General features: G+C 37.3%; 13 protein-coding genes and 2 tRNA genes. 9 read left to right on the top strand and 6 right to left on the bottom strand.

Annotated elements, in window-relative coordinates:
- The first annotated feature begins 6 nt into the window (after positions 1-6).
- A complete protein-coding gene (locus BUC06_RS00680) occupies positions 7-372 on the top strand; it encodes a hypothetical protein (protein WP_083563873.1) in 366 nt (121 codons plus the stop codon).
- Positions 373-716: 344 nt separating this feature from the next.
- On the opposite strand, the gene mnmA is transcribed toward BUC06_RS00680, so the two are convergent.
- Positions 717-1,904: a tRNA 2-thiouridine(34) synthase MnmA gene (mnmA, locus tag BUC06_RS00675; RefSeq protein ID WP_073328400.1), complete on the bottom strand. Its 1,188-nt coding sequence runs from the start codon at positions 1,902-1,904 to the stop codon at positions 717-719.
- A 128-nt stretch (positions 1,905-2,032) separates the two neighbouring features.
- On the opposite strand from mnmA, the gene BUC06_RS00670 reads away from it, so the two are divergent.
- The 3 genes from BUC06_RS00670 (at position 2,033) to BUC06_RS00660 (ending at position 3,435) form a co-directional block, all read left to right on the top strand.
- On the top strand, positions 2,033-2,338 hold the full coding sequence (locus tag BUC06_RS00670; protein ID WP_073328398.1) for a hypothetical protein: 306 nt from the start codon (positions 2,033-2,035) through the stop codon (positions 2,336-2,338).
- Positions 2,339-2,428: 90 nt separating this feature from the next.
- A complete protein-coding gene (locus BUC06_RS00665; RefSeq protein ID WP_139263244.1) occupies positions 2,429-2,866 on the top strand; it encodes a hypothetical protein in 438 nt (145 codons plus the stop codon).
- 41 nt (positions 2,867-2,907) lie between these two features.
- On the top strand, positions 2,908-3,435 hold the full coding sequence (locus BUC06_RS00660) for a hypothetical protein (protein ID WP_073328392.1): 528 nt from the start codon (positions 2,908-2,910) through the stop codon (positions 3,433-3,435).
- A 189-nt stretch (positions 3,436-3,624) separates the two neighbouring features.
- Here BUC06_RS00660 and BUC06_RS00655 read toward each other — a convergent pair whose 3' ends face one another.
- Positions 3,625-6,153: an ATP-dependent Clp protease ATP-binding subunit gene (locus tag BUC06_RS00655; protein WP_073329091.1), complete on the bottom strand. Its 2,529-nt coding sequence runs from the start codon at positions 6,151-6,153 to the stop codon at positions 3,625-3,627.
- Positions 6,154-6,305: 152 nt separating this feature from the next.
- On the opposite strand from BUC06_RS00655, the gene BUC06_RS00650 reads away from it, so the two are divergent.
- Genes BUC06_RS00650 through BUC06_RS00635 form a run of 4 tightly spaced genes read left to right on the top strand, consistent with a single transcriptional unit; the run spans position 6,306 to position 9,065 of the window.
- Positions 6,306-6,530, top strand: coding sequence for a uroporphyrinogen decarboxylase (locus BUC06_RS00650; protein ID WP_073328390.1), 225 nt, complete (start codon positions 6,306-6,308; stop codon positions 6,528-6,530).
- Positions 6,530-7,627 carry a glycosyltransferase gene (locus BUC06_RS00645; protein WP_073328387.1) on the top strand — a complete coding sequence of 366 codons (1,098 nt, stop codon included), beginning with the start codon at positions 6,530-6,532 and terminating at the stop codon, positions 7,625-7,627. Before BUC06_RS00650 ends, BUC06_RS00645 begins: the two co-directional genes overlap by 1 nt.
- A 44-nt stretch (positions 7,628-7,671) precedes the next feature.
- Positions 7,672-8,091, top strand: coding sequence for a SufE family protein (locus tag BUC06_RS00640; RefSeq protein WP_073328384.1), 420 nt, complete (start codon positions 7,672-7,674; stop codon positions 8,089-8,091).
- A 2-nt stretch (positions 8,092-8,093) separates the two neighbouring features.
- Entirely contained in the window at positions 8,094-9,065 is a 972-nt protein-coding gene (locus tag BUC06_RS00635) for a glycosyltransferase family 9 protein (protein WP_228423596.1), read from the top strand.
- Here BUC06_RS00635 and BUC06_RS00630 read toward each other — a convergent pair.
- The 4 genes from BUC06_RS00630 to BUC06_RS00615 all read right to left on the bottom strand — a co-directional run bounded on the left by BUC06_RS00630 (position 9,055) and on the right by BUC06_RS00615 (position 11,731).
- Positions 9,055-10,176: a hypothetical protein gene (locus tag BUC06_RS00630; protein ID WP_139263242.1), complete on the bottom strand. Its 1,122-nt coding sequence runs from the start codon at positions 10,174-10,176 to the stop codon at positions 9,055-9,057. The two genes, BUC06_RS00635 and BUC06_RS00630, sit on opposite strands and share 11 nt — an antisense overlap.
- 84 nt (positions 10,177-10,260) lie before the next feature.
- Positions 10,261-10,335: transfer RNA gene (locus BUC06_RS00625), tRNA-Val, on the bottom strand.
- Between the two features lie 35 nt (positions 10,336-10,370).
- Positions 10,371-10,445, bottom strand: a tRNA-Val gene (locus BUC06_RS00620).
- Between the two features lie 41 nt (positions 10,446-10,486).
- Positions 10,487-11,731 (bottom strand): bifunctional folylpolyglutamate synthase/dihydrofolate synthase, encoded by a 1,245-nt coding sequence (locus tag BUC06_RS00615; RefSeq protein ID WP_073328377.1) that lies wholly within the window; start codon positions 11,729-11,731, stop codon positions 10,487-10,489.
- A gap of 97 nt (positions 11,732-11,828) precedes the next feature.
- Here BUC06_RS00615 and BUC06_RS00610 point away from each other — a divergent pair, with 97 nt between their 5' ends.
- Positions 11,829-13,175, top strand: coding sequence for a TolC family protein (locus BUC06_RS00610; RefSeq protein WP_073328374.1), 1,347 nt, complete (start codon positions 11,829-11,831; stop codon positions 13,173-13,175).
- The last annotated feature ends 1 nt before the right edge of the window (position 13,176 follow it).

Raw genomic sequence — 13,176 nt, 5'->3', positions numbered from 1 at the left:
AGCGCTATGAAAAAGATGATCATTCATTCTGTACCTATCGTGGTGAGCTTTACAGGGCTGGAAATATTCTGCCATACGCTCAATCCTATTATGGTAAGAGGCCCGGAATTCCTGAAGTTTTATGTAATAATGCTCTTAGGATTCTACATCTCTGTTTTCTGTTTAAAACTCTTCAGAGAAAATCGTTCAACTGTTTCTCTGTACTTCATGTTGTTTATTTTCATTCTGGGTGTCGTGAAATTAATCAGAGGACTAAGTATAGACCGGCCAGTGGGAGTTTTAATCAGTATTCTTGTTGCGGAAATTATTGTATTTATGATGTTTATGTCAACTGATTTCAAGCATAAGATCAAACCTAAAAATACTCATTAATAAAAAAAGAAACCCGAAACATGAATGCTTCGGGATTTATAGAGATCAATGAGATTGATTTATTATTTGTATTCTTCTTTTAAAGGCTTGGATCCCTATTTGCGGACCATCAAAGAAATGATCACTACAAGAATAAGGGCTTCTGCAATATTTGATTTTTACGGATGTATCATCACCGGGTAAAAATTATAGCCAAAAACGGCAGTGACAAGCGGCATTAAAAAGAGATTGATCAATGCAGAGTCGTTTTTTGAAGTCGTTTTCACAGGAGTATTTTTTATTGTTATGACAGAGTCAATCTAACAACTCAAAATTCGTTACATAAAATTTTCAAAAACCTTTTATTATGCAATAACGCCGCTTCCAATCAATTCATCATCAAGATACCAGGCTGCAAACTGACCTTCTGCTATGGCTGACTGAGGTTCTTCAAATTCAATATAAGATGCATTTTCAAAATGATACAGAACCGCTTTTTGAAGAGCCTGTCTGTATCTGAATCTTGCCATGACTTCCATAGAACCACCATTGTCCAGCTTCAAATCTTCACGAACCCAATGCAATTCTGAATTGTCAATTTTTAATGCTTTTTTGTGCAGACCTGGAGAACTGTGACCTTCACCTACAAATATAATGTTGTTTTCCATGTCTCTGGAGATGATAAAACAGCTTTCCTTATGTCCGCCTATACCAAGTCCCTTACTTTGTCCGATCGTGAAAAATTGGGCACCCTGATGCTTTCCGATAACTTTACCGTCCGTTTTTTTATAATCGATTTTCCGGGTTAAAAACTCAAGTTCTTCCTCCTTTGAAGAAAACTCAGGTTTTTCCACTGAAAATAAAGGGGAGTCTTTGAATATTTCTACAATTTCTCCTTCTTTGGGAACCAACTGCTGCTGTAAAAACTGAGGCAGACTTACCTTTCCAATAAAACATAATCCCTGAGAATCTTTTTTATCTGCAGTAACAAGTCCTATCTCTTTAGCGATTTCCCTTACCTGAGGTTTTGTAAGCTCTCCGATAGGAAACAAAGCTTTCGACAACTGATCCTGGCTCAGCTGACATAGAAAATACGACTGGTCTTTATTATTATCTTTTCCAGCTAAAAGATGAAAAATTTCCTTTCCGTTTTCATCAAAAGTGGAATTAACCTGTGCATAATGTCCTGTAGCTACTTTATCAGCGCCCAAAGACATGGCAGTTTTCATGAAAACGTCAAATTTTACTTCTCTGTTGCACAAAACATCAGGATTCGGAGTTCTTCCTTTCTGATATTCATCAAACATATAATCTACGATGCGCTCTTTGTAAAGTTCGCTCATATCAATCACCTGAAAAGGAATTCCCAGCTTCTGGGCTACCATCAGGGCATCATTACTGTCTTCAATCCACGGGCATTCATCCTCCAGCGTTACCGAAGCATCATTCCAGTTTCTCATAAACAAAGCGACCACTTCATGGCCTTGTTGTTGTAACAAATACGCTGTAACACTGGAATCTACACCTCCAGATAATCCTACTACTACTTTCATTTTATTTCAATTTTACGAAACTCTTAACGGGAGTTCTTAGTTTGACCCGGCAAAAATACGATTAAAAAAATTCGTAAAAAAACCATAATTTTAACCATCGATAAAAACGATAGTTGATCAAATTTTTCATGAAAAACATACTCATTATCATCTTAAGTCTGATTTCCGGCTGGTTTTCTGCTCAAAATACGCCTATAGAAATCTCAAAGTTGATATTGTCCAATCGGGACCAGAAGGAAAAATACCAGAAGTATCTTTTTGATAACAGGGATATTGAATTGCAGTATGAAAGAGATAAAAATACGAATTACGGATTAGGCTACAGAGAATTTAATGCCGGTGAAAACTACAAGGTTATAGATGTTACAGCAACAGATAAAAACGGGACGCAATATGATTTCTACCTGTATTTCAGGAAAGTTAAAAATGACTGAAAAATCTTTGAGGCGCAAAAACTTCCGAACATCACATTTGCTTATGTAGCTTTTGCAAGAGATCTTACCGAAGAACAGGTGGAAGATGTATTGAAAAGTAAAGATGAGCAGAAACTTTTTACCTCCGGAAAACAATTTAGTTATATAAAAAGGATAGATGACCTTGGAAACCGGTCTGACGATGAACTGATAGACCACTTTGTCAAGTTGAAACCGCAATTCAATGCTTTAAAAGAAGAATTTATAAAATTTAGAAATTTAAATAAAGATGATACTGATCTACAAAAGAGTCAGAAGTTTATGAACACGTATTATCAACTGACCATTTCTGATATTAATGAATACCTTCCTTTTACAAGAAATACACTGGCATTTGTGATCTGTAATATGGAAAATAATGCGGTAGGATATCTTTATACTGATAAGAAGAATGAAATCCCGGTCATGGATCCTGGCGGTATGCTTTTTATCCGGGAAATAGGAAATGGATGGTACTTATTTAAAATGAAAAATAAAAAGAAAAACTGATTACCTAAATTTTAGTAATTTGTAAGACCAAATCATACCCTATGAAAAAAACATTTCTTACCTTATCTATTTTGTGTTCCCTATCTTTATTTTCCCAGGTTTCAGTAGGAACACCAACATCAGAAGTTAACCGCTGGACATTTGGTGGAGGAATTGGATTGGGTTTCGGAAGCAACAGCGCATTCTATCTGCAGGCTTCACCAAGAGTGGGATACAGACTTACTGATGATCTAGAGGCAGGTGTTGTAGGCAGCGTTTCCTGGCAGACTTCTAATTATTATAAATCTACGATGTTGGGTGTAGGGCCATTCGCCAATTATTATTTTGCCAGATCATTTTATGTAGGAGCCAATCTTCAGCAGTATTTTATCAATTATAAAGACAAGTTTTACAATTATAAAGTGAACGAGCAGGAAACCGCTTTATATCTTGGTGGCGGATATATGCAAAGAATAGGAGGGAACTCCTTTATGCAGCTGGGTTTGATGTATAATGTACTTTGGAAAGAAAATTCTAGTGTATTCTCGAGTGGGCTGGTTCCGAACATAGGTTTTGTGGTAGGATTATAGCTTCCTAAGCTCCCGATAAAAAATCTGTGATAATGAAATAGCAGATTTATATAGAATGAAACGGGCTTCAGTCTGTTTTATTTTTGTCCATCTGCTGATAAAAAATTGAATTAACCAAAACACTTAAAAGCAAAAAAGCACCGGAAAAATTCCGGTGCTTTTCACTATTGTTATATTATTTGTTTTAATCTAAGAAGACTTTTCAGCTGTTTTTTTAGGCTTTGACGTTTTTCCGGTCAGGCCGTCTTTAGCTTCATTCACTTCAAGAACCACGGTTTCTCCTTCATTTAATTGTTTGTTGACCAGCATTTCTGCCAATAAGTCCTCAATATATTTCTGGATTGCCCGTTTTAATGGTCTTGCTCCAAAGTCCTTATCCCATCCTTTTTCAGAAATAAAGTCTTTGGCATCTTCAGTTAATTCAACTTTGTATCCTAACTTTTCCAATCTGCCGTAAAGCTTGTTCAGTTCGATATCGATAATTTTCTTGATATCATCCTGTACCAGAGAGTTGAAGATCACAATATCATCAATTCTGTTTAAGAATTCCGGTGCAAATGCTTTTTTAAGGGCATTTTCAATGGTACTTCTTGCTCTTGTATCAGTCCCTGTCTTTTTAGCCGAAGTTCCGAATCCTACACCGTCTCCGAAATCTTTAAGATCTCTTGTTCCAATGTTGGATGTTAGGATGATAATCGTATTTCTAAAGTCGATTTTTCTACCTAAACTATCCGTAACGTGACCTTCATCCAGGATCTGCAACAGAATATTGAATACATCTGGGTGAGCTTTTTCAATCTCATCCAAAAGAACCACAGCATAAGGCTTTCTTCTTACCGCTTCAGTTAACTGTCCACCTTCCTCGTATCCTACGTATCCCGGAGGCGCACCCACCAATCTTGAAACGGCAAATTTCTCCATGTATTCACTCATGTCAATCCGGATCAGAGATTCATCAGATTCGAAAAGCTCTCTTGCCATTACTTTAGCCAGCTCAGTTTTACCAACTCCGGTTGTACCAAGGAAAATAAAGGTACCAATCGGACGGTTTGGATCTTTAAGTCCCGCTCTGTTTCTCTGAATTGCTTTCACAACCTTTTTCACAGCATCTTCCTGACCGATCACTTTTCCGTTTAGTTTTTCATCCATCTGAGCTAACTTATCAAGCTCATTCTTACCCACTTTCGTTACCGGAACACCACTCATCATAGAAACCACTTCCGCTACATTTTCTTCCGTTACGGTTTCTTTTTTCTCTTTTACATCTTTGTCCCATTTATCCTGAGCAGAATTGAGTTCCATCTGAAGACGTTCCTCTTCATCTTTAAGCTTTCTGGCCTCAAGATAATCCTGAGCTTTGACAGCTTTCTGCTTCATTTCTTTGATCTCCTCAATTTTTTTCTCAAAATCAATGATCTCGGTAGGAACCTTCATGTTTTTGATGTAAACACGGGATCCCGCTTCATCCATGGCATCAATAGCTTTGTCCGGTAAGAAACGGTCTGTAATATATCTTGATGTCAGGTTGACACAAGCCAGAATCGCTTCAGGCGTATACACTACATTATGATGCTCTTCATATTTATCTTTAATCTGATTCAGAATCTGAATGGTTTCCTCAATATTGGTAGGTTCTACCATTACTTTCTGGAATCTTCTTTCCAAAGCACCATCTTTCTCAATATACTGACGGTATTCATCCAGGGTTGTTGCCCCGATGCATTGAATTTCACCTCTTGCCAGGGCAGGTTTGAACATATTCGATGCATCCAGACTTCCTGTAGAACTTCCGGCACCTACAATAGTGTGAAGCTCATCGATGAATAAGATGACGTCTCTGTTCTTTTCCAGCTCAGTCATGATTGCTTTCATTCTTTCTTCAAACTGACCACGGTATTTTGTTCCTGCTACTAAACTCGCAAGATCCAAAGTAATGACACGCTTTCCGTAAAGAACTCTTGAAACCTTCTTCTGCTGAATTCTTAAAGCCAGTCCTTCTGCAATAGCAGATTTACCAACTCCGGGTTCACCGATAAGAAGGGGATTGTTTTTCTTTCTTCGTGATAAGATCTGAGAAACTCGCTCAATTTCTTTTTCACGACCAATAACAGGGTCCAATTTTCCGTCTCTGGCCAAAGAAGTTAAGTCTCTGCCAAAGTTATCCAATGTAGGAGTTTTACTTTTTGCAGAGCCTAAATTTCCTGTAGGCTTTCTCATCTGCTCAAATTCCTCTCTGTCATCATCATCGTCATAAGCACTCATTTGGGGTGCCTGACCGGAATTTTTAAGCATGGTCTGGTATTCTTTTGAAACTCCTTCATAATCAATATCGTAAGCGCCTAAAACATTTGAAGTAGGATCCTCATATTTATAAAGAATGCCTAAAAGCAGATGAACGGTATTAATTTCATTGCTTTTATATTGTCTGCATTCGAGCTCTGCACGTTTGATCGCATGATCTGCCATCTTGGTGAAAGAAATATTGGTAACCTCTTCAGAAATAGGATTAAGACTTGCTGTATTTAAAGTTTCAATTTTTCTTCTGATTTGTGTTAAATCCGCATTAAGGCTTTGAAGGATTTCTTTTGCAGAGTTTTCCGTTTTTATAATACCTAAAAGTAGGTGTTCTGTATTAAGAAATTCACTTTTCAGCCTTTTAGCTTCGCTCTTGCTTTGTTTGAACACTTGGCTCAAACCTTGTGAAAACTTATAATCCATAATATATCTCATTAGAATAATGGCTGCGGTGCCAATTATTCATTATCTAAATTACAAATATTTTACCAAAAATCAATTAATGACTTTATGGCAGAAAAAATTTTATTATCTTATTGAAAATGATTAAGTTTGTTATCCTTTAAAATTTCCCCATGAATCCCGAAATTACGACTTATATTGGATATTCTGCATCAATTTTTATAGTACTTAGTTTTATACTGAAAGATGTAAGAAAAATTAGAATAGTCAATATGATAGGGTGTATCTGCTTTGTCATTTATGGTATCTTCAATGGAATGCTTTGGCCTGTTATCATTCCGAACGGACTGATCTGCTTTATTCAGGTGTATTATTTGATGGCCGGAAAGAAAAAGTAATGAATAAAAAGATCATTACTTCGGCTTTCAGTAATCTGTATACAGACCAGCGTATAGAGAAGGTATGCCGGACCCTTTACGAAAATGGATATGAGATAGAATTGATCGGGAATGACTGGAAAGGGGCAGAACAAATGGAGCGTCCTTATCCTTTTTCCAGGATACATTTAACTTCTAAAAGTTTGAAAACAGCTTATTTTGAGTTTAACTGGAAACTGTACCATCAATTAAAGAAAAAAGCCGATCATAATACCATTCTTCATGCCAATGACCTTGACGCTTTGCTTCCCAATTATCTCATTTCTAAAAAACTCAATATTCCGCTTGTTTTTGACAGCCATGAGATTTTTTCAGAAATGCCTGCTATTCAGGGCAAAATGTCACAAAAATTGTGGAGGTATTTAGAAAAAGAAATCGTTCCCAGGCTTAAATGGATGATTACTGCTAGTGAAAGTTATGCAAAATGGTTCCACAAAAAATATGGAGTGAGTGCTGTTGTGGTTCAGAATGCACCGAGAAGTTTAGATTTTATCTGTGAAATTCCTGAAAACAACCCTAAAATATTTTTATATCAGGGATCCATTAATCCTTTTCGCGGTATCGATAAGGCTATCATGGCAATGCATCATCTCGATGGAGTAGTTTTAAAGATAGCGGGAGACGGACCAAGAAAAAAAGAATATGAAAATCTTGTACTGAAAGAAAATCTTCAGCATAAAGTTAAGTTTTTGGGCCAACTGAAGCCTGAAGATTTAAGGAAGATTACGGCAGTGGCAGATGTGGGTATGAGCATAGAGGAAAACGGAGGAGAAAGCTATCTGTATTCTCTGCCTAATAAAGTTTTGGATTATATTCAATCACGCGTTCCTGTATTATTGGCAGATCTGCCGGAGATGCAAAATATCAAAAAGCAATTTGATGTAGGAGAAATAATCCAAGACCATCAACCAGAAAATATTGCCATTTCGGTTCATAAAATTCTGAATAAGGGAAGGAAAAACTACCAGGTAGAACTTCAAAAAGCGTCGAAAGCACTTTGCTGGGAAAATGAAGAAGTGAAACTTTTGGAAGTATTTGAAAAAGCATCAGAATATTAATCTTTATAAAAATGGTTATCTTTGCAGAAGATAATTGTTAAAACATGACCATTAAAGAAAAACAGCAGGAAATAATCGAAGAATTTGCATTTCTTGATGACTGGGAACAAAAGTATGAATATATTATTGATCTTGGTAAAGAATTGAAAGGTCTCCCCGAAGACAGAAAGACCGATGACAATCTCATCAAAGGCTGTCAGAGTAAGGTTTGGATTGATGCTGAATTTAAAGATGGAAAGCTTTTTTTTGATGCCGATTCAGACGGAATTCTTCCTAAGGGAATCGTTTCTCTGTTAGTAAGCATTTACAGTGGGCATTCTATGCAGGAAATTTTAGATTCTGATTTTGAGTTTATTTCAGAAATCGGACTTCAGGAATTTCTTTCGCCGTCCAGAGCCAATGGATTAATGGCGATGACCAAGCAGATTAAGTTTTACGCAGTTGCCTACCAGCTAAAATCTTAGCCGTGACCAGAATTCTAGCATATCGTTTTTCCGCTTTTGGTGATGTTGCGATGACCGCACCTGTCTTCAGGGAGTTTCTGGAGCAGAATCCTGATGTGGAAATTATCATGGTTTCCAGGAAAAATTTTGAAAGCTTATTTGCTGATATTCCAAATGTTACTTTTAAAGGAGTCAATCTTGATGAATATAAAGGTCTATTTGGCCTGAGGAGGCTCGCCAATGAATTGATCAATGAATTTAACCCTGATTTTGTTGCCAATCTTCATGATGTGATCCGAACAAAGATCCTGGATAAGATCAACAGGAGAAAAGGACTTAAAGTTTTTAAAATAAATAAAGGAAAAGAAGAAAAGGAAGAACTGACTGATGTCTGGAACCTGAATAAAGTACAGTTGAAAAAGACGGTTGAGCGTTATGCGGATGTTTTCCGTGCCATGGGGTTTAAAGTAGAGCTTTCTCATAAGCTGAGGCCTTTGCAGGTACCGAAATCCGGAATAGGATTAGCCCCTTTCGCACAGCATAAAGGAAAAATGCTTCCGCTGGAAAAAACGTATGAACTGGCTAAAATTTTAGCGCAAAAACATCCCATCTATTTCTTTGGAGGTGGAAAAAAAGAAACCGAAACCCTTGAGAAGTGGGAAAGTGAGATTCCCAACACCAAGAGTCTCTCCGGAAAATTAACCCTTTCAGAAGAGCTTATCAAGATCTCAGAACTGGAATTGATGATCTCTATGGATTCTGCCAATATGCATCTTGCCAGTCTTATGGGAACAAGATGTGTTTCTATTTGGGGAGCTACGCATCCTTACGCTGGATTTTTAGGCTTCGGCCAGAGCGAAAATGATGTGGTTCAGGTAGTAGATCTCACTTGCAGGCCATGTTCTGTTTTTGGAGATAAAGAATGCTATCGTGGCGATTGGGCTTGCCTTGAAGAGCTTAATGTACAGAAAATCGTACAGACTGTCAATCTTTGAAAATAATTTTGACCATTTCTACAGCTTTTGAATAGTCAGAATATTTCTTTTCCAGAACTTCGCTTCTGGTCTCATTTTCAGTATAGTCTTTTGTTGCTGTAGCAATGATTTGTTCGCGGATCTCTTCGGAGGTACAACCCAGATAGCACAAACTCATTAAAGTCCTGTCATCTGTTATATTTTCGTTGATGATGACAAATCTGCTGTTATAGAGTGCATTAAATAACTTTACTTTCGTGCCGGAATTCTGATAGGAGAGGAGAATATTAGCATGGGCATTTTCAAAAAGACGATGAAGATTGTCTGTGGTTTCAATAGGAACGAGGCTTATATTGGCGATACTGCTGATCTTCTTCTTTAGGTCTTTACCTGCACGATCGGATGCTATGATAAGTTTGTGCTGGGGAAGGTTCTGGAACAAGCTTATGGTTTCCCCCAATGCTTTTTTATTATCAGACACACTGAGGTCACCATGGAAAAGAAAATAATCTCCTTTTTTGTTCAGTCTTTTTATCAATTCGTTACCATGGAAAATATGAATAAGATGTGCATTTTTCGAATATGAATCTACCTCATTAAATTCCTTCTCGGAAAGGCAGAATATACCTTCAAATTCTTTTAAAGTTCTTTTTTGATAGGTAGAATACTTAAAAGATTCGATTTTGTAAATGATCTTTTTGAATATATTTTTTTCTGAAGAAGATAGGCCTTTATAATACTCAGCTTCATTATTGTGATAGCGCAGATAAAGCTTGTAACCTTTATCTTTTAGTCCGTTGATACTATTGGAGGTTTGCAGTCCTTCAAAAAGAATAGGCGCTTTTATGCTCGCCAGTTTTTTGAGAAGATCTTCGGAATTTCTTATGACAGCAGCAAAAGGAACTCGTGAAAAATAGAGAAGTGGATTTTTCTTTTTTTTGTAGAAGAAAACATTTTCCGTAATGTTTTTAATTTCCGGATCAATTTTCTCTGGGATATCGTCTACAAAACAGTGAAGATGGATCTGTACGCCAAGATCTGACAACGCTTTAATCTTATAATAAACATCAATAATACCTCCGTAAGAGGGAGGATAGGGGTAATTGAATGCTATAAGATGGAGTTCTTTCAAAAACAACGTATTTTAGGCTATCAGAGGGCAAAGGTAAAGAATATCTGTAAATAAAAAAATCTCCCAGTTTCCTGAGAGATTTTGTGGGCCCTGAGGGATTCGAACCCCCGACCCTCTGGGTGTAAACCAGATGCTCTGAACCAACTGAGCTAAGAGCCCTGAATTTTTTTTGAAAGGCTTCAGTTACCTTTGTGTGGGCCCTGAGGGATTCGAACCCCCGACCCTCTGGGTGTAAACCAGATGCTCTGAACCAACTGAGCTAAGAGCCCCTATACTTGTTTCCTCGTTTAGAGTGGTGCAAATATACGACTTATTCAGAAATCTCCAAATTTTTTTCTAAAAATTCTCCCACAACAAAATTACTTCCACCAATAAAAATCATTTCTTCATTTGTACATTGTTGTTTTGCAGAAAGATACGCTTCCTGTACCGAATCGAAAATTTTATAAAAAATTTTTGCTTCCTGCAGTAGATTTTCATAATCTTCCGGGTGTCTTCCCCTGTTGATGGAAGGTTTTGCAAAATAAAATTCAGAATTTTCAGGAAGAAGAGCCATGACTTCATCTATTTTTTTGTCATTCACAAATCCCAGAATGACATGCTTATGCCTGTCAATAGAATTTAATTGCGAAAATACATACTCCAGTCCGGCCTGATTGTGGCCCGTATCACAAATGGTAAGCGGATCTTTGGAAAACTCAAACCATCGGCCGATAAAGCCCGTGCTTTGGTACACATTCAATAATCCGTTCTCTATATTTTTGTCAGAAACAGGGATATTTAATTTTTTTAACTCGTCGATCAAGCCAAGAACTACGCGGATGTTTTTTTTCTGATAGTTTCCTTTAAGATCGGAGATGAGGTCTGTTTGTATGGTTGTAGCATCTATAAAAGGCGCATTTTCGTTCTCAGCTTTTTGTCTGATGATATTCTTAACCAGATCAGTTTCCTCTCCAGAAATGATAGGAATGTGAGGCTTTATAATTCCTGCTTTTTCTGAAGCAATTTCTTCAATCGTATCTCCTAAAATATTCTGGTGGTCCAACTGTACATTCGTTATAGCTGTAACCAAAGGTTTAATAATATTCGTTGAATCTAATCTTCCGCCAAGTCCCACTTCAATAATAGCAAAATCTACCTTCTGCTGATAAAAATATTCAAAAGCCATGATGGTTGTAAATTCAAAAAAAGAAGGGAGGATATCTTCGGGAAGGGTTTGTAGTTTCTGAATAAAATGATACACAAACTCTTTATCACAGTTTTTCCCGTTGATCTTGATCCGCTCTGTGAAGTCAATAAGGTGCGGGGAATTATATAAACCTACTTTATAGCCGGCATCCTGTAGCACAGATGCCAGCATATTGCTGGAGGATCCTTTGCCGTTTGTGCCACCGATATGGATGCATTTTATTTTTTCCTGAGGATTTCCAAAAAAATCACACAACTTTGTAATGTTTTCTAATCCAGGTTTATAGGCCTTCAGGCCGTCGATCTGATAGTTGGGAGCCTGTACGAAAAGCCAGTCTACAGCTTCCTGATATTGTCCGTTTGTCATGGTGCAAAATTCACAAAAGTTTTTTTAAAATAAAATATTAATTATTAAAACTGTAACTTTTTTATATTTGGCTCGTCTAATATTGAAAATTATTAATATGAAAAAAGTTTGGATTATCGTTTTTGGATTGAGTTATCTGGGACTAAGCGCTCAGAAAAAATGGTCCTTAAGAGAATGTGTAGACTATGCCGTGGAGCATAATCTTCAGGTCATCCAAAATCAATATTCTAAACAGATTCAGGATTCCAATCTTAAAATAGCAAAAAATCAGTATCTCCCTTCAGTATCCGGAAGTATGTCGAACAGCGTAAGTTTTGGACAAACTTCATTCGGAACAGGAAGTTTGAGGAACGACCGATTCAGCAACAGTGCTAATCTGGGAGCAGATATTTTACTGTACAACAACGGGAGACTGGAGAAAACAATCAGAAAAACCCAGTTTGATGTTGAGGCCAGTCAATATGATGTAGAAACGATTAAAAATGATATTTCCCTACAGATTGCGCAACAATATCTTACCACCTTGCTGAACAGAGAAATCGTAAAGATTTCGGAGAGTGCCGTGGAGAATGCTCAAAAGCAATACGACAGAGCAAAAATAACAACGCAGGTGGGAACTACAGCGCAAACTATTTTGGCGGAAGCAGAAGCGGCATTGGCGAGAGAAAAACAAAACCTTAAGACTGCTGAAATTAATGTCGGGAGAAGTCTTTTTGCTATGGCACAACTTTTACAGCTTCCTGATTATAAAGATTTTGATGTGGAATATGTAGAAGTTCCGGACCAGCTGCAACCCCAATTAAAATCAGTGGATGAAGTTCTTACCACAGCTTTTGAAAACCAGCCACAGGTAAAAGCGGCAGAAAGCAGGATTAATTCTGCCATAGCTCAGACAGAAGTGAGCAAAACGGCTTTCTGGCCGACGCTTACGGGAAGTGTGGGAATAGGAAGTTTTTACAATAATCTTTTAACTACCAATACCACAGGAATTGATTCTGCAGGAAATCTTGTATTGGAAAGAAATTTATTCGGACAGTATAAAGATAATTTTGGACAACAGGCTAGCATTTCACTTAACGTTCCTATTTTTAATAAAGGAATTACGAAGCTGCAGGTAGAACAGTCTAAAATAAACGAAAGTGTGGCAAAGATCACTCTGGAACAACAGAAACAGACGGTGAGACAAAATGTACAGAAGGCACAGTTTGATGTAGACGCCAACTATGAGACCTTCCTTTCAGCCGTTGAAACAGAGAAGAGTACAAAGCTGGCTTTAGAGTTTGCTGATAAAAGTTATACCGCAGGAAGAACCACGATTTACGATGTGAATGTAGCCAGAAATAATTATGCCAACGCTCAGGGATCGGTTGCACAGGCGAAATACAATTATCTTTTCAGTCTTAAATTGCTGAACTTCTATGCAGGAATTCCATTAGCTTTGTAAA

This window comes from Chryseobacterium carnipullorum (genome assembly GCF_900142785.1).
GTDB lineage: Bacteria > Bacteroidota > Bacteroidia > Flavobacteriales > Weeksellaceae > Chryseobacterium > Chryseobacterium carnipullorum.
The sequence above is the reverse complement of the archived record's forward strand: the minus strand, read 5'-3'. Positions and strand labels throughout refer to the sequence as shown.